Raw genomic sequence first — 20,049 nt, 5'->3', positions numbered from 1 at the left:
ACTCCGGCAAATGCCCGAATGAAATGCGCAGGCAATGGCCTGCCACCTATGCTTGGTACACTTCCAACGGGCGTCATTTCTCATGCCGGAAACCCGACCACTTCAAATTCACTACCTCAAGGCCGCGTGTTCCACCTGCAGTGTTTTGGAGTTGTGCCTTCCAATTGGCCTTACCGGCCCGGAGGTCGAGCGTCTGGACACGCTGATCGTGCAACGTTTCAAGGTGAAAAAAGGCACAGCCTTGTACCGCGCCGGCGATCCGTTGCGCTCGCTGTACGCGGTGCGTATCGGCTCATTCAAGACCTGCGTGCTCTCGGTCGATGGTCGCGAGCAGGTCACCGGGTTCCAGATGCCCGGCGAAATACTCGGACTGGACGCTATCAGTACCGATCTGCATGCCTGCAATGCCTTTGCCCTGGAGGATAGCGAAGTTTGCCCGATCCACTTTGCGCATCTGGAGAAACTCGCTCAGGAGTTGCCATCACTGCAGCACAACCTGAACAAAATACTGAGCCGGGAAATCGTCCGCGATCACGACATGCTGATGATGCTGGGCAACATGAACTCCGATGAGCGCCTGGCAGCCTTTTTGTTGAACCTGTCGCAGCGTTTGAATATGCGCGGTTACTCATCCAAGGACTTCGTGCTGAAAATGCGCCGCGAGGAAATCGGCTCCTACCTGGGGCTGCGCCTGGAAACCATCTGCCGGGGCATTGCACATCTGCGGGACCGGGGGCTGGTCGAGATCGCGGGCCGTAACGTCAACATCCAGGACATGGAAGGCCTCAAGCAACTGGTCGTGGGCTGTCATCGCCCCCTGCGCTAACACCCCATGCCCAGACAATCGTCATGCGCGCCGTCTGATCCAGATCAGGTTGAAGCGCCGCCAACGGCGTAGAAAGAAATGAGCCGAGTGGTTCATCACCACGCGCCAACCTTTCAAACCGGATGGAGGATCACCCCATGCTCACCGTCAAAGACCACAATGATCGGGCCGCCGCAGCCTATGCCGCCGTCACGGGTAAATACTGGATCGAAGCGCTCAAGGACGGCCGCCATGTGTTGATTCGGCCCCTGGAGGAAAAAGACCGCGACCGTGAATACGCCTTCATCAAGCGCCTGTCTCCCGAGTCCCGGCACATGCGTTTTCTCGCGCAGGTCAACGAACCCGGCACCGCCATGCTCAACCAATTGATGGACACCGATAACAAACAGCGCACGGCTTACATCGCGCTGGTCCATGAAAACGGTCAGTTGATCGAGATTGGCATCGCCCGCTATGCCGCCTCCGGTGAACATGTATGTGAAAGCGCCGTGACCGTCGCCGATGAATGGACGCATCTGGGGCTGGGGACCGCGCTGATGGAGCATCTGATCAAATCTGCTCGCCACAACGGTTTCAGCCAGATGTATTCGGTGGACGCCTCCAGCAATACCCGAATGCGCGACCTGGCCAAAGCCTTGGGTTTTGAAACGCACAACGATCCCGATGACAGCTGTCAGGTCATCCATCGGCTTGACCTGTAAAGAGTAACCCCGCGACGTACCGGCCAACGGTTCGTCGCGGGGGGCTGCACCTTCTATTCAGGATTGCAGTGTCTGGCCCGGTTTGATCGCCAGCACACTGCACGGCGCCCGATGCAAGAGCTGCTCGGCCGTGGTCCCCAGCAGTTTGTTCAACCCGCTGTGTTGTACGGTCCCCATGACAATCACGTCAATCCGGTGCTCAGTCGCAAAATCACAGATACCCAACAGCGGCGTGCCCTCGATAAAGTGGCGACGATCCGGCGGTACGCCATGCCGTTCGGCCAGCGCGGCAAACGTCTCGCGTTGCACAACACCTAACGCTTCATAAATCCCGGTGGCCAGCGGCAATGCGCCAATGCCCATGTCCTGGGCATACACCGCCGTCCAGTCATACACATGCACCAGTTCGAGCGTGGCAACACATTCTTCGGCCAGTTTCACTGCAGCGTCGACAATCTGATCGTTGAAGACCGTGTCCTGCTCTTCGCTGCGCAGCACATCGACAATCGCCAACACATGGCGCGGCCGAGGGTTAACGGCATTCGTCACCAAATGCACCGGCACCGGACAATCGCGCAGCAACTGCCAGTCCAGCGGCGTAAAAAACACCCGTTTCAACGCGAATTCTTCCTGAGCGTCCTTGATGATCAGCGCCAGCGACATCTCGTTGACGAAATGCAGGATCTCTTCATAAGGATGCTGCACCCACACCACCTCGCTGGTGACCTCAACCCCGTGTCGGCTTATCAACCCGGCTTGCGCCGCGAGCCATTGCCGGTGGGTTTGCAAATAGCCTTCCCGGGCCAGGTTGATTTGTTCGGGGGCGAACAGACCGGCCACCACCAGAGCCTGCAAATAATCGAATGCCACGATGTGCAACGGCAATTGCATCGTGAGCGCCAATGCCGCGGCTCGGTCGAACGCCGGAGTGCGGGTCATGGCTGGGGGAGCGATTAACAGTAAACGCTGAGTCTGCGACATGGGTACCTCGGCACGCGGCCATCTCAAAGCAGTGAATAGGCCTCCAGATTGAGCGTTCCGGCCTGAGGCGACTTGATCTTTATCAGGTACGGCGTCCCTTTTTGATCTTCTTGGCGCACGCTAAAGTTGATTTTGATCAACAAATCTCCTGCGCCTTCCCCTAGCCTGAATCAAAGTGTCCCGTGTCACTGGCAGTATCGGAGGGTGCAATGATCGAAAATGACCAGCAAGTATTGGTAAGGGCATTGGACGCTGCGACTAATCCGGTATTGATCACAGAGCGGACGGGTTGCATCGTCTGGATCAATAAAGCGTTCTGCCTCTTGAGCGGCTATTCCAAGCCGGAACTGGTCGGCAAAACCCCGCACCTGCTTTCTTCAGGAAGACAAAGTACAACCTTCTATCGAGATCTGTGGATGACGATCCTGGCGGGCCTGACCTGGCAGGGAGAAATGGTCGAGCGGCGCAAGGATGGAGGGAGCTGCACCATCAATCAGGTCATCACCCCGGTGCTCGACCATCATGGCGTGGTGACGCATTTCATCGCCATCCTGCACAACTTCAGGATCATGGATGAAGAGCGAGCCGCCATGCAGCAGCTGGCGTTCCATGACGCCCTGACCGGGTTGCCTAACCGCAGTCTGTTCTTGAGCCTGCTCAAACAGGCGATCAACAACGCCACCAAACACCAGCAATCATTGGCATTGATGTTTATCGACCTGGACCATTTCAAATCCGTCAACGACACGCTGGGGCACGCCTGTGGCGACAAACTGCTGATCGCCGTGGCCGAACGCCTGGGCCAGTCCGTGCGCCGGTCTGACGTGGTCTCGCGCTTGAGCGGAGACGAGTTCGCGATTCTGATTACCTGTATGGATCAACCCGACCAGGTGGAGGCCTTGGGCAACAAACTGGTCGCCGCGATCAATCAACCCTTTGTGATTGACGCTCACCGCATAGACGCGCACATCAGCGTCGGTATCAGCCTGCTTCCCGCCAATGGCGCCAGTGTGGAAGACCTGCTCGGGCAGGCCGACAGCGCGATGTATCAGGCTAAAAGAACCGGTGGCAACGCCTGCTGTTTCAGCCTGATTACCGGCCCCTCCGCCTGAGCATAGGCTGACGGTGTAGGGCCTCAATACAGCGAGGTGCCGGCCCACATCGCCAACCTCAGCAATAGCGCAAATCGGCGCAGAAAATCAGCGGCACCCAGCCGACCACACGTCTGGCGCCCCCTGCCGTCACGCGCCTGTTTGATACAGATCAAGCCTGAAACGCCATTCCGCGCCAGCATCGCTATCAGATGTCGCCAACAGCCTTTCGCGGCCATGTCGGGCCAGCGTCTGTGTGATGACCCAAGGGAGATTTCCATGTCTGAGCAACCCCGTTTCATGCTGGTCGCCTCGCCCCTGATGCAAAACAGCCCCGCGTTCGACCGGGCCGCCGCACTGGCCAAGGCCGAAGGCGCCGCGTTGCACATTGTGGCTTTCGATTACCTGGAAGGCTTGGCGACCGCCAGCATGGTCAACGAACAGGCGCTGGAACAGATGCGCCTGGGGTATGTCGAGCGCCATCGCCAGTGGCTGGAAGAACAAGCCCGGCCGTTGCGCAAAATCGGCGTGACCGTCACCACCGAAGTGGTCTGGGTCGAAAGGCCTTTGCAGGAAATCCTGGTTCACCTCAAAGAGCAGCCAATGGCCTTGCTGATCAAGGCACTGGAGCACGAATCGCTGCTATCGCGACTGATGTTCACCCCACTGGATATTCACCTGCTGCGCGAATGCCCGGTGCCCCTGCATTTTGTCAGTCATGTGCAACACGCCTTGCCGCGAAGGATCGTCGCGGCGGTCGATCCCTTCCATCGTGATGGCCAATACAAAGGCTTCAACGACCGGATCCTGCGCGAGGCGGTGAAATTGGCAACAGCGTGCAACGCCCAGGTCGACGTGCTCTACGCCTACGATCTGTCCTCGATCAGCTCCGATGAGTTCGGCTTCAACAATGCCTCGGCGTTCTTTTCCTCAGGCAACGCCACGTCCCTGTTCGAAGCCCAGGGCGAGGCCTTCAACGAACTGGCAGAGCGCAACGGCATCCCGCCGGAGCAGCGCCACATGGTCATGGGTAACCCGGCCAAGGTCCTGGCCAGTTATGCCGATGCCTATAGCGTCGACGTGATCGTCATGGGCCGGGTCGGCCATCACGGCGTGAGTCGATTGGTGGGCAGCACCGTGGAACACCTGCTGTACAAAATGCCTTGCAGCGTTTGGGTGGTGTCGCCGGAAGTACTTGCAAATTGATCAACGGTTGCTAGATATAAAAAGGGGCCGACGTGTAAACGCCGGCCCCTTTCTACATCGCCAGTCGCGACCCCGAACGACACCAATCGCCACTTAAGAAAGCAGCACTCTCAGTCGCTCCGGTATGGCAACGACCTCTTTGGTGTCAGGCGAGATGCAGACATGCGTGACATTGGCGGTAAACGCTAACGTCTCGTCATGGACATAACCCTCGACCAAAAAAGTGAAGGAGTGAACGCCTAACTTTGCCACACTGACCTTGATGCTCAGCTCATCATCCCAGGTCAAAGGCCTGAGCATCTCCACCGACATGGCGCGCACCGGCGGCAGTACATCAAAACTCATCAGCGTCCTAAGGCCGGGCGCCCCCAACCAGCGGTCCAGCGCGGCATAAATGGCTTCAACGGCAAAATATGAAAATCGCGGCGTATACACCACGCCTGCGGGGTCGCAGTCGCCGAATAAAATGGTTCTACTGACAAACACTGCACCAGGCATCGAACGGTTCTTCCCTGTTGTTTTAAATTGAAGGCGCCAACCCATGAAAAGCACCCTCGATCACCTCGCCATCGTCGCCCCCGACCTCGACACCGGCTGCGCCTTCGTGACCAGCGTGCTGGGCGTCGAGCTTCAACCCGGGGGCGCACATCCTCGCATGGGCACCCACAACCGGCTACTGCGCCTGGGCCCGGAGACTTACCTGGAAGTGATTGCCATCGACCCGTCCGCCAAACACCCGGGCCGGCCGCGTTGGTTCGGCATGGACCACTTGGTGGTTGATACGCCGCCACGTTTGGCGACGTGGGTGGCACGCACTGACGACATCCACGGCATGAGCGAGGCCTGCCGCGCCATCGTCGGTGAGGCCGAGCCCATGACCCGAGGCACGTTGTCCTGGCAGATCACCATTCCCACCGACGGAAGCCTGCCGCTGAACGGATCAGCGCCGACGCTGATTCAATGGGAGCAAACACCCCATCCTGCGAGCACTATGGTTGATCAAGGGTGTTCGCTGGTGGCGCTGGATGTGTTTGATCCTGATCCGGAGAAAGTCCAGGCGTTGCTGACGGCGATCAACTTTTCCGGGGCGGTTCGTCTTCATGCTTTGGGAGCAGGTTCAAAGCCCTATCTGTTGGCGCATATTCAAACTCCCAATGGTTTGAAAACTCTGCCGATTGCACATGGTTAAGATCAAAAGATCGCAGCCCCTTACACCAACCGCTCAATCTTCTGATGCTGCCAAACGAACTTGTAGTAAATCGTCTGCAACGCCAGCATCCCCAAATACGCCACCGGAAACGCCATCCACACACCCTGCAACCCAAACCGCGCATCCAGCAGATACGCCACCGGCAACTGCACACCCACCACGCACACAATCGAAATCAGCATCGGCACCAACACCGTACCGCTGGCGCGCATGATCCCGCCGATAATCGCCTGGAAGCCAAACACCAACAGACTCCACAACATGATGTGCAACAAATGCTCAGCCATCGCCCGAGTGGAGTCCTCCGTCAGGAACAACCCCAACAACCAGTGCGACAACAAATACCCCAGCAACACCAACCCACCGGTCAAACACACGTTAATCAAAATCCCCGTGCGCAAAATCGGCGTAATCCGCTCCAACCGCCCCGCCCCAATCGCCTGCGCCCCAAGAATCGACGCAGTAATCGCAATCGACAACGCCGGAAACTGCACATAATTCACAATCTGCGTCACCGCCCCATACGCCGCCGTCGCCTGCGAACCGTGCTGATTCACCAACGCCAGAATCACCAACTCCGACGCCGACAACACCACCATCTGCAACCCCGTCGGCAACCCGATACGCAACACCTTGCCCAGAATCGCCGAGTCCAACCGCATCGCCGCAAACATCTCCCGATCCGGCGCCAACGGATGCCCCTTACGAATCAACCGCCACGCCAACCACCCCATCGCCGACAAGTTGCCCGCCAACCCCGCGAACGCTGCGCTCTGGATTCCCATCGGCGCAAAGCCCAACCAGCCCTTTATTAACGCGGGCGTCAGCGCCAGACCGATACACGTCGACACCACCAACGCGATCAATGGCGAAACGGTATCGCTCACCCCGCGCAGGAGCTGGGTGAACAGCACGTAGACCAGCAGCGACGGCATGATCCACATCATCACGTGGGCGTAGGACACCGCGTCGTCCAGTACGTCGGCCGGAGTGCCCAGGCCTTGTAAGGCAGGCCTTGCGAACACACTGCCCACCACCGCTGCGACCAGACCGATCATTGCGCCTAACAGCAAGGTTGTGGCGGCAATGGCTTTCACCATGTGCGGCTCGCGAGCGCCCCAGGCTTGGCCAATGAGCACCCCCGCGCCCGCGCCGAGGCCGATGACCAGGGCGATGAAGAAGAAGACGATTGGGAACATACCCGAGACAGCCGCCAAGGCCTGGGTGCCGAGCATTTGGCCGATGTAGATGCTGTTGATCGTGCCCGACATGGATTGGAGGAAGTTGGAGAGGACCATGGGGGCCAGGAAAAGGAGGTAGGTTTTCCATAGGGGGTTGGGTTGAGTGGGGGTTTGCATTGAGGCTCCGTCTCGGGTTGGGCTGGCGCTTGGGGAATTCTACGCTAGGGAGGTCGGGACAATGCGTTCAGATTTTCGAAGATTTGGTTAGCTTTAGGAATGTCTGGTTTCGGCCATAAGCAGTCATTCGTGAGTGGTCGTTTTCGACCCATAGTGGACATCTCGTCTAGGTCACGGTATTCGACGGTGCGGATAGGCAAGGAAAATATTTTGCCAAATCGGTGTGACTCGGCCCTTTAAAGCGGCCGGTTGAGCAGCAGTAAACGTGCCGCCAGAGCTGTCATTACCGCAGCGAAGCCATAAGCACCAAGGCGTTTAGATATCATGCCTTTGCTGAGGCGCCCATGCAGCCGTCCGGCGCAAAATCCGAGCAGGGAATGGAAGATCAATGCGATCAGCGCAAGCAACAAACCTAAGAACATCAATTGCGAGGTGACGCTGCTGGCACCTACGCTGACGAACTGCGGCAGGAATACCATGAAGAACAACAGCGCCTTAGGGTTTAACAGACTGTTGAGCGTGGCTCGGGCAAGGATCTTCCGAAACGAAGCCTGTGTAGCTTGAGTATCAGTGTCCGCAGGAGGAGTCTTCAATGCCTGCCAGGCCAGCCACATCAGATAACAAGCCCCAGCCCACCGTAGCAAGTCAAACGCCGGCGCCCAACTCATCACCAGCGCACCGAGACCTGCGCTAACCATGACGGTCATCAGCACATCGGCCAGGGTTACTCCTAGTGCTGCGGCGAGGCCGGCGCGCCAGCCGTGGGCAACTGCATGGCTGCTGACGATAGCCATGTTAGGGCCAGGCACGATCAGCAACATCAAGGCGGCGGCAATAAATAGGTAGAGGTTAGTGGCGTCCGGCATAGAGCAATACTTCCTTGGATGAGGAGTAATGCTAACCGGTAGTAGTTAGGCAGAAGCAGATACAGTGGGGATGGATTTGGCCGCAACAGTCTGGCGTAGAGAGGAAAAATAATCCGTTCGACAGCATGGTGAAACAAGTTCGAGCGGCTGCTATTGGCCGATAGGTGCCTTTCGCAAAAGGCAGCTTTGGGTCGAAAGCGAACTTACGACCCTGCATATTTTGGTCTAAATACCCTTCAGCACCTTACCTCTTTTCAATATCAGTCCTACAGCAACCTCGGAAACTGCCCCTATCTTCCGCGAGAAGAAAAAACCTATAGTCACCCCGTCCCCCAAAAAGCGACCAGGTTTGGCGACCTGCTGATCGGATCAGTCCCTTTAATCTGATTCGGAGTTTCACCCTATGGAAAGATACATGCCCCTAACCGGAATCGACCTGATCCCGCCCTCCCTAGTCATCGACACCCAAGCTCCACTCGACGTCCTGCAAGCCATGGCCGACTACCGCATCCGTTCCGTCACGCAGGTGCTGGAGAACATCGCCTACCGCGCCGAGCTCGGTTGCGACACGGTGGTGCTGGCGGACTTTTCCAAGCTGTTGGTCATTCCGTTGCGCGACGGTTGTGATTTGATGGATGTGATCGGCCGGCGCTTGCGGGCGCAGGTTAAGGGGTAAATGAAAACGGGCGCCTTGAGGGCGCCCGTTTTTTTGTGTCCGTGATCGTCGTAGCATTGCGGGTCTTGCCTCTCCCCTGCCTTTTTATTTGAGTAACCGATGAACATGGATGAATTTCATCAAGGAAGTTGCCTCTGCGGCGCCGTGACGTATGAGGTTTCGGTTCAACTGAAAGCCGTGTCGCACTGCCATTGCGTCAAATGCCGAAAGGCCCATGGCGCCGCGTTCGCGACGTATGCCAGCGCTCCCCGCTCAGCCGTTTCCATCGCGAGCCGCGTAGATGCGCTCAGGCGCTATCAATCGTCGGCCGGCGTCACCCGGCAGTTCTGCTCGAATTGCGGCACTTCGTTGTTCTGGTCTGATTCCAATGGCCCGTTTCCGGATTGGATTTCGATTGCTATCGGTACGCTCGATACGCCGTTCCACGCGGTAAATCAGAGGCACACCTGTGTATCGTCGAAAGCGTCTTGGTTTGAAATTGAAGATCGTTGGCCGCAAGAGGGTTGAGATATCGAGGGATTAGTCCTGCACGATATCGCCACTGCCGAAGGCCTGGATCTTGTCGACGATTTGCCTCGATGCCTGACTAATCGCAGCACGTGTGTTGCCGGCGATATGGGGCGTCAGTATTGCGTTGGCAATACCCACCAAGGGCGAGTTGAACTGATCTTTTTCCCGGGCGAACGTATCGATGGCAACGGCTTTGAGGTGTCCCGGAAACCGGGTCATGTAACTCGCCAGTTGATCCTCGTCGATGATGCCGCCTCGGGCGGTGTTGATCAGGATCGAGCCGGGCCGCATTCGGGCAAAAGCGGCGCTGCCGAATAGGCCCCGGGTCTGCGGAGTTAACGGGGTGTGAATGGACACCACGTCAGCCTCGTCCAATAGTTGCTCCAGGGTTGCCCGCCGGTCCAGGCCAAGGTCGCGAGCACGTTGCTCGGTGAAACGCTCGGACCCGGTGGCAATCACTTTCATGCCCAGTGCCTGGGCCTTGCGCGCCACGGTTTGGGCAATACAACCGGTGCCTACCAATCCCAGGGTCAGCTCGGCAATTTGCGCAGTGGGTGGCAGGCTGCCTTTTGACCAATGGCCGCTGTGGGTTTCGGTGTTGTATTGATTGAGGTCTCGGGACAAAAACAGTGTTTGGGCCAGGACATATTCGGCGACAGCCACAGCGTTGGAACCGGGGGTATTGAGCACCGCAACACCCCATCGCTTGGCCGCTTGCAGATCGATGTGGTTGACCCCTACTCCCGCCTGCGCGATTGCGCGTAAAGGATTGGCCAGGGTGCGCGACGCGGCGGCCTGTATCAGTTCGTCATCGAGTGGGATGTTCAATCGGGTCTTCAATACGCTGTAGCCGCCGTTTTGCTGGATGGCGGCAATCAATGCCGGTTTATCGTGGCAGTTGATGTGGGCATAGCGCAGACGATCACCGTAGTGGCCGATGATGCTGTCCGGGTCGGCGAAGTAGTGAAGGTTCAGGGTAATTGCCAGATCGTACTCAAGGAATCGGTCGATTTCCTCAAAGAGCAACGGTGGGCCAGGCGCATCCAGTATCAAGGTGCAAAACGTCATCAGTGCTGTCCTCTGCTTGAAGTGCTGACACAGCCGAGCGGTATCACGGGGAGTGACTTCCAGGGAGGAACACCTTCTGTCAGTGACTTCGCGTTCAGGCGTTGCCGATTACACCTTGCTTTGTTTGCGTTTGGCTAACGCTATACCTCGGATAACAATTGCCGGGTGATCGTTGCCACGGCCTCCGCCGGCGATGTAATGGCGGTGTCTATCTCAAATGGCGCGTCATCCCACGCTTCATAATCATGATCCAATACCGACTGCCAAGTGGGCGGAGTCAGCCCTGGAATATCGATCTTCCTGGTCTCTACCCGTCGTCGATGCTCATGTTTATCAGAGCAAACCACTTGGATATTCACTAATGGAACACCCGCACGCGTGGCTATTTCACTCCACGCCTTTCGGCTTTCGTCTACCGGGTTAACACCGTCAACAACGACCGCGTTACCCAAGCGAAGATTGCTCAGGGCAAGCTCGTTAGCAACCCTATAACCGCTGCACCCCACGTCTCGTGCCAGAACTCCAGCCTCTCGGATCGCCTGCTCAATCGTATCGATCCGCAGATACAGGGCACCGATTCTGGTCACAAGATCTCTCGCGATCGTCGTTTTTCCGGTACCCGGAAGGCCGCTGAAGACAATAAGCATTGCATATCCTTTGGCTGGCAAGTTGAGCAAGCTTAGGCGGTTGGCGCACTTTGCGCAGCCATCGCCAACGTCGATAGTCACCATCACGTCAATGAAGTTCTCATAAAAAATCCTCGGCGTAACATCCGCTCCATACCCAACTAACAACACCCGGAGCACACGATCATGAAACGCCAAACCCTTCTCAGCATCGCTTTCTCGGTTTTTGCAGTTAACGCTTTTGCCGCAACCTCTACTCAGCCAGTTGTCGCTGAAGGTGGTTCGGATCGCCTGATTGAAAGCCGTGTGGCTGAGGGTGGTTCGGATCGATTGATTCAGAATCGTGTTGCTGAAGGTGGCTCGGATCGTCTGATCGAAAAACGCGTTGCTGAAGGTGGTTCCGACCGTTTGATCCAGAATCGTGTTGCTGAAGGTGGCTCGGATCGTCTGATCGAAAAACGTGTGGCTGAAGGTGGTTCTGATCGTTTGATCCAGAATCGCGTTGCTGAAGGTGGCTCGGATCGTCTGATCGAAAAACGCGTCGCTGAAGGTGGTTCGGATCGTCTGATCCAGAGTCGCGTTGCCGAAGGCGGTTCGGATCGTCTTCTGGAAAAACGCGTTGCTGAAGGTGGTTCCGATCGCCTGATCCAAAACCGCACCGCATGAATGAATGTCTCTAAAGCAGTCCTCAAACAAGAGCCCGGCCTGACAAGCCGGGCTTTTTCTTGCCTTAAATAAAATCAGTCCACTTTTTGCCAGTCAGTTAAGCGTGACACTGAACCTGTGGCGAGGGAGCTTGCTCCCGCTGGGCTGCGCAGCGGCCCCACTCTCTCTATCCAAAATGAAGGGGACTGCTGCGCAGTCCAACGGGAGCAAGCTCCCGCGCCACAGGTTATTCATCGCCCGCTCTATCGCTTAACTAACCGGCATTAGCCTTATCAGCCGGGTTTTTTTATGCCTGTGGTAACTCGGTAGTCATTTGGTGTTTGGTTGGGCGTCGAAGATCAAAAGATCGTCCGAACGCGGCCCGAGCCTTCGGCAGCTCCGGGGGGATGCGACATAAGTTGATTTAGCTTTTAACCGGTCCAAACCGCTCTACCTCGACCTGCTTACTCCGCTGAATCCAATACCCCAACACCGCCAACGGCACCGTTCCCACCATCACCATTACCGCAATCTCTAGTGGTCGCTCAACCCACGACGACACCAGCAAACTGGCGCCAAAACACATCCCCAGTTGCAGCGCGTTTTGCAAAGCCGCCGCTTTGCCGGAGTTTTCCGGAAATGGCATCAGTGCGTTCGTGACGATGATCGGGAAACTGGCGCCGTTGACCAGGCCCAGCAGGCAGAAAGGGATCAGCAGTGTGGTCAGGGTCGGCGTGGTCAGTGTTGCCACCAGGTACAACCCGACCATGCTGATGCAATAGGCGAGGATCAGCCACGGCAGCATGGTTTTGCCGCTGATCCGTTGCAGCAGGCTGCGGCAACTGAAGCCGCCGATCAGGAATCCCACGGTTGGAAGTGCGTAGCTCAGGCCGATGTCGCTGGGGCTGTAGCCCATGCCGCCGAGGATGAAGGGGGAAGCGGTGAGCCAGGCGAAGAAGCTGGCCGAGCAGGCGGCGTAGATCAAGACGTTGCCGCTGAATGGCGTGGATTTGAGGAGTTGTCCGAAACTGATGCGAGGGCGTTCGCCGTTGGCTGTCAGGCGTTTCGGTGTGGCTTTGAGCAGCGAGGTGGGCACCAGCAAAGCGACGCTGATGCCGACCAGCACGGCAAAAATTGCCTGCCAGCCCCAGTGGTTGAGCAGCAGCGCGCCCAGCAGTGGCGCGAGTGCGGGTGACAGGGACATCAGCGGGATGATCGCGGCGAACAGGCGATTGGCTTGCTGCGCCGGGTAGCGGTCGATCACCAGCGCTTGCCAACTGACTGCCGCCGAACACACGCCGATGGCCTGGATAAAGCGCAACGTCCAGAGTTGCGCGGCGGTTTCGACCCAGAACATCCCCAGGCAGCCCAGCGCAAACAGGCTCAGGCCCATCAACAACACCGGTTTGCGGCCGATGCGATCCGACAGCGGCCCCCACAACAATTGCCCGACGGCAAACCCGGCGAGGAAGATGCTCAAACTCGCCCCGACCGCGCCGGCCGACAATTGCAGCTCGCCGCCGAGGGCGCCGAACGCCGGTAAATACATGTCCATGCCCAGATAGCCGAGCACGCTCAGCCCAACCAGGTAACCCGAGAAACCAAAAGAATTTTTCATCAACGCCCTAACTGAATCTTCAATCAAATAATTTGTTAGCAGCGTGCCATTATGGGAGCTGAGTATTTCGTGTGAAGCGTTAATAATTGGACGCTCTTATCAATATTTTTGAAGGCAACTGAATGTGGTCTGAATATTCCCTGGATGTGGTCGACGCCGTGGCCCGGCACGGCAGTTTCAGTGCGGCGGCTCAGGAACTGCATCGCGTACCTTCGGCGGTCAGCTACACCGTGCGCCAACTGGAACAATGGCTGGCGGTGCCGCTGTTTGTGCGGCGGCATCGCGATGTCGAGCTGACTGCGGCCGGCAAGCTCTTTATCGAGCAGGCTCGCGGGGTGATGAAAACCATGCTCGACACCCGGCGTCTGTGCCAGCAAGTGGCCAACGGTTGGAGCGGTCAGTTGAAAGTGGCGGTCGATGCGATCGTCAAACAAGAGCGTTGCCGGCAACTGGTGTTGGATTTTTATAAGCAGTTTCCCGACGTGGAGTTGCTGCTCGGGTACGAGGTGTTTAACGGCGTGTGGGACGCCCTCGCCGATGAGCGCACCGACATCGTGATCGGCGCCACCAGTGCCGTGCCGGTGGCCAGCCATTACAGCTTCCGCGACATGGGCCTGTTGGACTGGTTGTGCGTGGCCAGCGCCCGGCATCCATTGGCGGCGTTGAACGGTGCGCTGGATGACGATCAATTGCGCCCCTACCCTGCGCTGTGTATGAACGACACTTCGCGCCACCTGCCCAAACGCGACACCTGGTCGCTGAACAATCAGCGTCGGCTGGTGGTGCCGAACTGGGCCTCGGCCCTGGATTGCTTGCGCGAAGGTTTGTGTGTGGGCATGGCACCGGCGCACCTGGTGCGGCCGCTCATCGAACAAGGCGAACTGGTGGCCCTGAACCTGCAACGGCCCTTCGCCGCCAGTCCGTCCTGCGTGGCGTGGAACCAGAGCAAGCTGTCGCCGGCCATGGCCTGGTTGCTTGATTACCTGGGGGATGCGCAGACGATGAACCAGGAATGGCTGAATGGAGCGCTGGTTTTACCGAGTGACAGTGACCTCCAGTAAGACCGCCGGAAAATATCTCGAACTCGCGCCGCACCGCTGCATCCAACGATTAGGTCAATGGAGGTAAGTGCGATGAACAACGATGATGTTAACGACGTCGATTCAACGTCAAACGGCCAGGCTACCGATGCGTCTGGTAAACCGGTCAATGTGGTGGAGCGGGATCTTGAGGATCTGGATAGCGACACCAAAATTGTAGATGAAGTGTTTACGCCCTCTTCAATCAGAACCAAAGAGCAGGAAATTGAAGAGATGAAGAAGAAAACGGACGCAATAGAACGCAAGGTCGCGGACGGGAACTAGCTAAATGCTTTAGCCGGAGGGGCCAAAAGGGTTGCCCCTCCATCAGCCGCCTCAAACCGAATACCCATGCTCCCCCGCCGGAAATTCCCCACCCTTCACCGCCGCCACATACGCCTCCAGCGCCGACTGAATACTCCCCTGCCCCAACATAAAATTACGCACAAACTTGGGCGTGCGCCCGGTCCGGCGCCGATGCCAATGATCGGAATGCGCACGGCTTGACTGATCTGTTCGGCCAGCGGGCTAGGCAGGCATTCCAGCAGTAGCATCGCAGCGCCGGCCTTCATCAGGCGACCGGCATTCTGCATAGCGTGCTCGGGGCTGGTGTAACTCATGAAGGGCATGTCGACAAAGTTGCGGCTAACGCCATCCAGGCCTATGGTCGTAGCGAGATCTTGTAGGCGAATGTCGTGCGCAAACTCGCCGTCAGTCGCTGTCCACCCAGTGTAAATTCACAGGAGGTGACAACATGCCAAACAACTCCCGCCCGGCCGTGCTCGAACTGATCGGCAATACGCCGCTGGTGCGTGTCAGCCGCTTTGATACCGGGCCATGCACGCTGTTTCTCAAGCTTGAATCACAGAACCCCGGCGGTTCGATCAAGGACCGGATCGGTCTGGCGATGATCGACGCCGCCGAGCGCGATGGGCGCTTGCGACCCGGCGGTACTATCGTCGAGGCCACCGCCGGCAACACCGGTCTGGGCCTGGCGCTGGTAGGCCGCGCCAAGGGTTATCGGGTGGTGTTGGTGGTACCGGACAAGATGTCCACCGAGAAGGTTTTGCACCTGAAGGCCATGGGCGCCGAAGTGCACATCACCCGCTCGGATGTCGGCAAGGGTCATCCCGAGTATTACCAGGATGTCGCGGCGCGGCTGGCACAGGAAATTCCCGACGCGTTCTTTGCCGACCAGTTCAATAATCCGGCCAACCCGCTGGCCCATGAGTGCAGCACCGCGCCGGAGATCTGGGCGCAGACTCAGCATGATTTGGATGCCATCGTCGTCGGTGTCGGCTCGGCCGGCACGCTGACCGGGCTGACCCGTTTCTTTAAACGCGTGCAACCGAACCTGGAAATGGTGCTGGCCGATCCGGTGGGCTCGGTGATGGCTGAATACAGCCGCAGCGGCACCCTCGGCAAGCCTGGTTCCTGGGCGGTGGAAGGCATTGGCGAAGACTTTATTCCGTCGATTACCGACCTCTCCAGTGTGCGCCACGCCTACTCGATCAGCGATGAAGAAAGCTTCGATCACGCGCGCCAACTGCTGCGCGCCGAAGGCATTCTCGGCGGTTCCTCGACCGGCACTTTGCTGGCGGCGGCGCTGCGTTACTGCCGCGAGCAAACCGAGCCGAAGCGGGTCGTCAGTTTCGTCTGCGACACCGGTACCCGTTACCTGTCGAAGGTCTACAACGACCAGTGGATGAACGATCAGGGCCTGCTGAAATACAAACGCTACGGCGACCTGCGCGACCTGATCGCCCGACGTTTCGAGGATGGCCGGGTGATCAGCGTTGGCCCGGACGACACGCTGCTCACGGCCTTCCAGCGCATGCGTCTGGCGGATGTCTCGCAACTGCCGGTGCTGGTGGACGGCAAGCGCCTGGTCGGTGTGATCGATGAATCCGACATTCTGCTCGGCATGCAGGAAGACGCTTCGCACTTTCGCCTGACCGTGGCCAGCGCCATGACCGACAAGCTGCAAACCCTGCTTCCCGGCGCGAGTCTGGCTGAACTGCAAGCCGAGCTCGACCGGGGCCTGATCGCAATCATTGCCGACGCCTCGGGCTTCCACGGCCTGATTACCCGCGTCGACCTGCTCAATCACTTACGGAGATCCCTTGCATGAGTCAGCATGATGAAACCGGTGCGCCCCGCGCCTTCGCCACCCGCGTGATCCATGCCGGGCAGGTGCCGGACCCAACCACCGGGGCGTTGATGCCGCCGATTTACGCCAACTCCACCTACTTGCAGCAGAGCCCCGGTGTGCACAAGGGCTTCGACTATGGGCGTTCGCACAACCCGACGCGGTTTGCCCTGGAGCGTTGCGTCGCCGACCTTGAGGGCGGCAGCCAGGCGTTCGCCTTCGCTTCCGGGCTGGCAGCGATTTCCACGGTGCTGGAACTGCTCGACGCCGGCTCGCACATCGTCTCCGGCAACGACTTGTACGGCGGCACGTTTCGCCTGTTCGACAAGGTGCGCCAACGCAGCGCCGGGCATCGTTTCAGCTTCGTCGACCTGACCGACCTCGCAGCCTTCGAAGCCTCGCTGCAGGACGACACGCGGATGGTCTGGGTCGAAACGCCGAGCAATCCGTTGCTGAGCCTGACTGACTTGGCCGCCATCGCCCGCGTCTGTCGCGCCCGCGGCATCATCTGCGTGGCCGACAACACCTTCGCCAGCCCATGGATCCAGCGTCCGCTGGAGCTGGGCTTCGACATCGTCGTGCACTCGACCACCAAATACTTGAACGGCCACTCCGACGTGATCGGCGGCATCGCCATCGTCGGGCAGAACCCGGAACTGGCCGAGCGGCTGGGCTTCCTGCAAAACTCGGTCGGCGCCATCGCCGGGCCGTTCGACGCGTTCCTAACCCTGCGTGGCGTGAAAACCCTCGCCCTGCGCATGGAGCGTCACTGCAGCAACGCGCTGGAACTGGCGCAATGGCTGGAACGCCAACCGCAAGTGTCACGGGTCTACTATCCGGGCTTGCCGTCCCACCCGCAGCACGAACTGGCGCGCCGGCAAATGCGCGGCTTTGGCGGGATGATTTCCGTTGATTTGAAAACCGACCTGGCCGGCGCTACGCGCTTCCTTGAGAACGTTAAAATCTTTGCTTTGGCGGAGAGTCTGGGCGGAGTGGAAAGTCTGATCGAGCATCCGGCGATCATGACTCATGCCAGCATTCCAACAGAAACCCGTGCGCAGTTGGGGATTGGCGATGGGTTGGTGCGCTTGTCGGTGGGGGTTGAGGATGTCGAGGATCTGCGCGCTGATTTGGCCCAGGCTTTGGCGCTGATTTGAGTTAAGGCACTGGATGGGGCCGTGAGCAACGAAGTTTAACGATGCTCAGTCTCCAAACTCTTTTTCCAGCTCCGTCTGCAACCATTGGATAAACCACGCCACGTCCGCTGACAGTTCAGCGGACGGCGTGAGCACCCGATAGCTTTCGAGCTTTACCTGCGCGTCTACCGCCAGCACCAGCCGACCGGCATCAAGTTCTTCTCGCACCAGCACTTCGTTGGCCAGTGCAATACCCTGCCCGCTCTCGGCCACCGACAGCGCATGATCGTTGTTGACGTAAAGCATGTCCGAATTAAGGTGGAAATCCAGACCGTGGGCGGTGAACCACAGGTTCCACCATTCGCCATCATCGACGTGGATCAGGTTGTGTTTCACCAGATCGGCAGGACATTCGATGGGATCGATACTGGCCAGATAAGCCGGGGTGCAGATCGGAAAGACTCGCGGACAGATAAGGGTCGCACGGGAATGGGCGTACTCCCCGTCCATGCCGTAGACAATCCCAAGGTCGGTGTTCTTGCCATCCACCTCGGTGAAGGTGGAGTTGGGCTCGATGGCGAACTTCAAACCCGGCCGCAAGTGACGCATCGCTTCAATGCGCGGCATCAGCCAGCGCTTGGCGAACCCCGGCACCACCATTATGCGCAGCCACCGCTCGGCAGCCTTGGGCCGCGCCTCTTTGCCGGCTTCGATGATGAGCTGCAACGCCGCTGAAATCTTGCGATGGTACTTCTCCCCCGCCGACGTCAGGGTGACCCCGCGAGACGTACGTTCGAACAGTTGGATTCCCAGCCACTCCTCCAGCAACTTCACATGCCGACCGATGGCGGGCTGGGTCACGTGCAAGGCTTTCGAGGCCTCGACGTAGCTGCCCAACCGGGCGGCGGCATCAAAGGCACGCACCGCGTTGAGTGGCGGCAAACGGTCATCCGGCATAGCTGTCGACGCCCCTGGCTATTAAATTATTTAACAGCAGCTATGTTAAAACTGAAGTTTCGCTCCCGCAACCGCTCACTGATAATCGACCCAACAGCACAATAAAAAAACACCGAACGCATTTCGATCCTGCCCACAAAAACAATATCCATGGCCCGTCGGTATTGCTGTCCACAGCACATCCGCAGGCGATGGGGGAATCGGAGGTAACGCATGAATGCCCTGCATTCGCTGCAAACGCTGGCGGTATCTATCCGCTCAGTGCGTAAAGTCTACGGCGATCCACAGTCTGGTCCGGTGGCGCTGAAAAGCATCGACCTGGACATTCACGACAACGAATTCTTCACCCTCCTCGGCCCGTCCGGCTGCGGCAAAACCACTCTTTTACGGATGATCGCCGGGTTCGAATTCCCGACCGAGGGCGAGATTTTGCTCTACGGCGAAAACATCGCCGACCGCCCGCCATTCGAACGGCCGGTCAACACCGTGTTCCAGCATTACGCGCTGTTCCCGCACATGACCATCGCTGAGAACCTGGCCTTCGGCCTCGAATCACACCCGATGGGCAAAGTCCTGAAAAAGCACCAAATCACCGACCGAGTGCGCGAGATGCTCGCCCTGGTGCAGATGGAACGCTTCGCCGCGCGCAAACCGGCACAACTGTCTGGCGGCCAGCAACAGCGTGTCGCCCTGGCTCGCGCGCTGGCGCCGCATCCAAAAGTGCTGTTACTAGACGAGCCGCTATCGGCATTGGACCTGAAGTTGCGCCAGGCCATGCGCGAGGAACTGAAAACCATCCAGGCCAAGACCGGCATCACCTTCATCTTCGTCACTCACGACCAGGAAGAAGCCCTGACAATGTCCGACCGCATCGCGGTGTTGTCGGAAGGTGAAGTGCAACAAGTCGGCCGCCCGGAAGACATCTACGAACGTCCACGTAATCGCTTTGTGGCGGACTTCATCGGCGAAACGAATTTCATTGAAAGCACCGTCACGCGTGTCGAAGCAGACCTGGCCTGGTTCGCCGGGCCTGCCGGTCACCCGCTGCCCGCGCAACCTTGCAGCGACGTTCGGGTCGGCGCCACGGTGACGTTGTCGGTGCGTCCCGAACGCCTGCATCTGGTACCTGTCGGCACCGAAGGCGCGCTGCCGTGCCGGGTCGATGCGCAAATCTACCTCGGCACCGACCTGCAATATCAAGTCAGCCTGAGCGACGGTTCGCGCCTCACCGTGCGCACACCCAACAGCGTCGACCATAACCTGCGCTTCGCCGTGGGCAGTCAGGCCGGTCTGTTGTTCGACCGCGGTAGCGCCAGCGTCCTGCACGATTGAGCACGAGGATTTGC

The 20,049-nt window shown here is 58.5% G+C and carries 21 protein-coding genes and 1 pseudogene; 13 read left to right on the top strand and 9 right to left on the bottom strand.

Annotation, left to right across the window (positions count from 1 at the left end; translation table 11 throughout):
- The first annotated feature begins 82 nt into the window (after nucleotides 1-82).
- Both fnr and AC1MEW_RS16365 read left to right on the top strand, forming a co-directional pair.
- Complete coding sequence (gene fnr, locus AC1MEW_RS16370) at nucleotides 83-826, top strand: fumarate/nitrate reduction transcriptional regulator Fnr (RefSeq protein WP_201255557.1); 744 nt, start codon at nucleotides 83-85, stop codon at nucleotides 824-826.
- Nucleotides 827-963: 137 nt separating this feature from the next.
- Nucleotides 964-1,527: an N-acetyltransferase family protein gene (locus tag AC1MEW_RS16365; protein WP_480427041.1), complete on the top strand. Its 564-nt coding sequence runs from the start codon at nucleotides 964-966 to the stop codon at nucleotides 1,525-1,527.
- A 57-nt stretch (nucleotides 1,528-1,584) separates the two neighbouring features.
- On the opposite strand, the gene AC1MEW_RS16360 is transcribed toward AC1MEW_RS16365, so the two are convergent.
- The gene (locus tag AC1MEW_RS16360; protein WP_480427039.1) at nucleotides 1,585-2,508 is read right to left on the bottom strand and encodes a universal stress protein; all 924 of its coding nucleotides are present in this window, start codon (nucleotides 2,506-2,508) and stop codon (nucleotides 1,585-1,587) included.
- 209 nt (nucleotides 2,509-2,717) lie between these two features.
- Here AC1MEW_RS16360 and AC1MEW_RS16355 point away from each other — a divergent pair, with 209 nt between their 5' ends.
- Both AC1MEW_RS16355 and AC1MEW_RS16350 read left to right on the top strand, forming a co-directional pair.
- Complete coding sequence (locus tag AC1MEW_RS16355; RefSeq protein WP_480427037.1) at nucleotides 2,718-3,620, top strand: diguanylate cyclase domain-containing protein; 903 nt, start codon at nucleotides 2,718-2,720, stop codon at nucleotides 3,618-3,620.
- 258 nt (nucleotides 3,621-3,878) lie between these two features.
- Nucleotides 3,879-4,805 carry a universal stress protein gene (locus tag AC1MEW_RS16350; protein WP_201255553.1) on the top strand — a complete coding sequence of 309 codons (927 nt, stop codon included), beginning with the start codon at nucleotides 3,879-3,881 and terminating at the stop codon, nucleotides 4,803-4,805.
- A gap of 93 nt (nucleotides 4,806-4,898) precedes the next feature.
- On the opposite strand, the gene AC1MEW_RS16345 is transcribed toward AC1MEW_RS16350, so the two are convergent.
- Nucleotides 4,899-5,303, bottom strand: a complete 405-nt coding sequence (locus AC1MEW_RS16345) for an acyl-CoA thioesterase (protein WP_480427263.1) — start codon at nucleotides 5,301-5,303, stop codon at nucleotides 4,899-4,901.
- Between the two features lie 43 nt (nucleotides 5,304-5,346).
- Here AC1MEW_RS16345 and AC1MEW_RS16340 point away from each other — a divergent pair, with 43 nt between their 5' ends.
- The gene (locus tag AC1MEW_RS16340) at nucleotides 5,347-5,994 is read left to right on the top strand and encodes a VOC family protein (RefSeq protein WP_480427034.1); all 648 of its coding nucleotides are present in this window, start codon (nucleotides 5,347-5,349) and stop codon (nucleotides 5,992-5,994) included.
- A 20-nt stretch (nucleotides 5,995-6,014) separates the two neighbouring features.
- Here the strand turns inward: AC1MEW_RS16340 and AC1MEW_RS16335 are convergent, their stop codons facing one another.
- Nucleotides 6,015-7,373, bottom strand: a complete 1,359-nt coding sequence (locus AC1MEW_RS16335) for an MATE family efflux transporter (RefSeq protein WP_480427032.1) — start codon at nucleotides 7,371-7,373, stop codon at nucleotides 6,015-6,017.
- A gap of 236 nt (nucleotides 7,374-7,609) precedes the next feature.
- The gene (locus AC1MEW_RS16330; protein ID WP_480427030.1) at nucleotides 7,610-8,239 is read right to left on the bottom strand and encodes a LysE family translocator; all 630 of its coding nucleotides are present in this window, start codon (nucleotides 8,237-8,239) and stop codon (nucleotides 7,610-7,612) included.
- 403 nt (nucleotides 8,240-8,642) lie between these two features.
- Between AC1MEW_RS16330 and AC1MEW_RS16325 the strand changes: the two genes are divergently transcribed.
- On the top strand, nucleotides 8,643-8,915 hold the full coding sequence (locus AC1MEW_RS16325) for a hypothetical protein (protein WP_480427027.1): 273 nt from the start codon (nucleotides 8,643-8,645) through the stop codon (nucleotides 8,913-8,915).
- Nucleotides 8,916-9,020: 105 nt separating this feature from the next.
- Entirely contained in the window at nucleotides 9,021-9,422 is a 402-nt protein-coding gene (locus tag AC1MEW_RS16320; RefSeq protein WP_480427261.1) for a GFA family protein, read from the top strand.
- A 12-nt stretch (nucleotides 9,423-9,434) separates the two neighbouring features.
- Here the strand turns inward: AC1MEW_RS16320 and AC1MEW_RS16315 are convergent, their stop codons facing one another.
- Together AC1MEW_RS16315 and AC1MEW_RS16310 are read right to left on the bottom strand one after the other, a co-directional pair.
- Nucleotides 9,435-10,493, bottom strand: coding sequence for an NAD(P)-dependent oxidoreductase (locus AC1MEW_RS16315; protein WP_480427024.1), 1,059 nt, complete (start codon nucleotides 10,491-10,493; stop codon nucleotides 9,435-9,437).
- Between the two features lie 140 nt (nucleotides 10,494-10,633).
- Complete coding sequence (locus AC1MEW_RS16310; protein ID WP_480427259.1) at nucleotides 10,634-11,140, bottom strand: P-loop nucleotide/nucleoside kinase family protein; 507 nt, start codon at nucleotides 11,138-11,140, stop codon at nucleotides 10,634-10,636.
- Nucleotides 11,141-11,305: 165 nt separating this feature from the next.
- On the opposite strand from AC1MEW_RS16310, the gene AC1MEW_RS16305 reads away from it, so the two are divergent.
- Nucleotides 11,306-11,785 carry a phage infection protein gene (locus AC1MEW_RS16305; protein WP_322268892.1) on the top strand — a complete coding sequence of 160 codons (480 nt, stop codon included), beginning with the start codon at nucleotides 11,306-11,308 and terminating at the stop codon, nucleotides 11,783-11,785.
- A 403-nt stretch (nucleotides 11,786-12,188) separates the two neighbouring features.
- Here the strand turns inward: AC1MEW_RS16305 and punC are convergent, their stop codons facing one another.
- Nucleotides 12,189-13,382: a purine nucleoside transporter PunC gene (gene punC / locus AC1MEW_RS16300; RefSeq protein WP_480427021.1), complete on the bottom strand. Its 1,194-nt coding sequence runs from the start codon at nucleotides 13,380-13,382 to the stop codon at nucleotides 12,189-12,191.
- A gap of 122 nt (nucleotides 13,383-13,504) precedes the next feature.
- Between punC and punR the strand changes: the two genes are divergently transcribed.
- Both punR and AC1MEW_RS16290 read left to right on the top strand, forming a co-directional pair.
- Entirely contained in the window at nucleotides 13,505-14,443 is a 939-nt protein-coding gene (gene punR, locus AC1MEW_RS16295; RefSeq protein ID WP_480427019.1) for a DNA-binding transcriptional activator PunR, read from the top strand.
- A gap of 72 nt (nucleotides 14,444-14,515) precedes the next feature.
- Complete coding sequence (locus AC1MEW_RS16290; protein ID WP_201256436.1) at nucleotides 14,516-14,746, top strand: hypothetical protein; 231 nt, start codon at nucleotides 14,516-14,518, stop codon at nucleotides 14,744-14,746.
- Nucleotides 14,747-14,797: 51 nt separating this feature from the next.
- Here AC1MEW_RS16290 and AC1MEW_RS16285 read toward each other — a convergent pair.
- A pseudogene (locus AC1MEW_RS16285) lies at nucleotides 14,798-15,036 on the bottom strand (3-methyl-2-oxobutanoate hydroxymethyltransferase); the annotation flags it as partial.
- A gap of 179 nt (nucleotides 15,037-15,215) precedes the next feature.
- On the opposite strand from AC1MEW_RS16285, the gene AC1MEW_RS16280 reads away from it, so the two are divergent.
- Together AC1MEW_RS16280 and AC1MEW_RS16275 are read left to right on the top strand one after the other, a co-directional pair.
- The gene (locus AC1MEW_RS16280) at nucleotides 15,216-16,592 is read left to right on the top strand and encodes a pyridoxal-phosphate dependent enzyme (protein WP_201256435.1); all 1,377 of its coding nucleotides are present in this window, start codon (nucleotides 15,216-15,218) and stop codon (nucleotides 16,590-16,592) included.
- Nucleotides 16,589-17,767 carry a cystathionine gamma-synthase gene (locus AC1MEW_RS16275; protein WP_480427016.1) on the top strand — a complete coding sequence of 393 codons (1,179 nt, stop codon included), beginning with the start codon at nucleotides 16,589-16,591 and terminating at the stop codon, nucleotides 17,765-17,767. The genes AC1MEW_RS16280 and AC1MEW_RS16275 overlap by 4 nt, the downstream gene beginning before the upstream one ends.
- Before the next feature lie 45 nt (nucleotides 17,768-17,812).
- Here AC1MEW_RS16275 and AC1MEW_RS16270 read toward each other — a convergent pair whose 3' ends face one another.
- Entirely contained in the window at nucleotides 17,813-18,703 is an 891-nt protein-coding gene (locus AC1MEW_RS16270) for a LysR substrate-binding domain-containing protein (protein ID WP_480427013.1), read from the bottom strand.
- Nucleotides 18,704-18,916: 213 nt separating this feature from the next.
- Here AC1MEW_RS16270 and AC1MEW_RS16265 point away from each other — a divergent pair, with 213 nt between their 5' ends.
- A complete protein-coding gene (locus AC1MEW_RS16265; RefSeq protein ID WP_201206685.1) occupies nucleotides 18,917-20,035 on the top strand; it encodes an ABC transporter ATP-binding protein in 1,119 nt (372 codons plus the stop codon).
- Nucleotides 20,036-20,049: the final 14 nt, after the last annotated feature.

Source organism: Pseudomonas sp. ASL4 (genome assembly GCF_056680395.1).
Note: the sequence above shows the minus strand (reverse complement) of the source record. Positions and strands in the feature narration are given on the sequence as shown.

Excerpts from the sequence above, each read along its gene's own strand:
- punR (WP_480427019.1), top strand. The coding sequence starts at position 13,505 with ATGTGGTCTGAATATTCCCTGGATGTGGTCGACGCCGTGGCCCGGCAC.
- AC1MEW_RS16275 (WP_480427016.1), top strand. The coding sequence starts at position 16,589 with ATGAGTCAGCATGATGAAACCGGTGCGCCCCGCGCCTTCGCCACCCGC.
- AC1MEW_RS16270 (WP_480427013.1), bottom strand. The coding sequence starts at position 18,703 with ATGCCGGATGACCGTTTGCCGCCACTCAACGCGGTGCGTGCCTTTGAT.
- AC1MEW_RS16305 (WP_322268892.1), top strand. The coding sequence starts at position 11,306 with ATGAAACGCCAAACCCTTCTCAGCATCGCTTTCTCGGTTTTTGCAGTT.
- punC (WP_480427021.1), bottom strand. The coding sequence starts at position 13,382 with ATGAAAAATTCTTTTGGTTTCTCGGGTTACCTGGTTGGGCTGAGCGTG.
- AC1MEW_RS16330 (WP_480427030.1), bottom strand. The coding sequence starts at position 8,239 with ATGCCGGACGCCACTAACCTCTACCTATTTATTGCCGCCGCCTTGATG.
- AC1MEW_RS16355 (WP_480427037.1), top strand. The coding sequence starts at position 2,718 with ATGATCGAAAATGACCAGCAAGTATTGGTAAGGGCATTGGACGCTGCG.
- fnr (WP_201255557.1), top strand. The coding sequence starts at position 83 with ATGCCGGAAACCCGACCACTTCAAATTCACTACCTCAAGGCCGCGTGT.
- AC1MEW_RS16345 (WP_480427263.1), bottom strand. The coding sequence starts at position 5,303 with ATGCCTGGTGCAGTGTTTGTCAGTAGAACCATTTTATTCGGCGACTGC.
- AC1MEW_RS16325 (WP_480427027.1), top strand. The coding sequence starts at position 8,643 with ATGGAAAGATACATGCCCCTAACCGGAATCGACCTGATCCCGCCCTCC.
- AC1MEW_RS16320 (WP_480427261.1), top strand. The coding sequence starts at position 9,021 with ATGGATGAATTTCATCAAGGAAGTTGCCTCTGCGGCGCCGTGACGTAT.
- AC1MEW_RS16350 (WP_201255553.1), top strand. The coding sequence starts at position 3,879 with ATGTCTGAGCAACCCCGTTTCATGCTGGTCGCCTCGCCCCTGATGCAA.
- AC1MEW_RS16265 (WP_201206685.1), top strand. The coding sequence starts at position 18,917 with ATGAATGCCCTGCATTCGCTGCAAACGCTGGCGGTATCTATCCGCTCA.
- AC1MEW_RS16365 (WP_480427041.1), top strand. The coding sequence starts at position 964 with ATGCTCACCGTCAAAGACCACAATGATCGGGCCGCCGCAGCCTATGCC.
- AC1MEW_RS16360 (WP_480427039.1), bottom strand. The coding sequence starts at position 2,508 with ATGTCGCAGACTCAGCGTTTACTGTTAATCGCTCCCCCAGCCATGACC.
- AC1MEW_RS16340 (WP_480427034.1), top strand. The coding sequence starts at position 5,347 with ATGAAAAGCACCCTCGATCACCTCGCCATCGTCGCCCCCGACCTCGAC.
- AC1MEW_RS16290 (WP_201256436.1), top strand. The coding sequence starts at position 14,516 with ATGAACAACGATGATGTTAACGACGTCGATTCAACGTCAAACGGCCAG.
- AC1MEW_RS16335 (WP_480427032.1), bottom strand. The coding sequence starts at position 7,373 with ATGCAAACCCCCACTCAACCCAACCCCCTATGGAAAACCTACCTCCTT.
- AC1MEW_RS16280 (WP_201256435.1), top strand. The coding sequence starts at position 15,216 with ATGCCAAACAACTCCCGCCCGGCCGTGCTCGAACTGATCGGCAATACG.
- AC1MEW_RS16315 (WP_480427024.1), bottom strand. The coding sequence starts at position 10,493 with ATGACGTTTTGCACCTTGATACTGGATGCGCCTGGCCCACCGTTGCTC.
- AC1MEW_RS16310 (WP_480427259.1), bottom strand. The coding sequence starts at position 11,140 with ATGCTTATTGTCTTCAGCGGCCTTCCGGGTACCGGAAAAACGACGATC.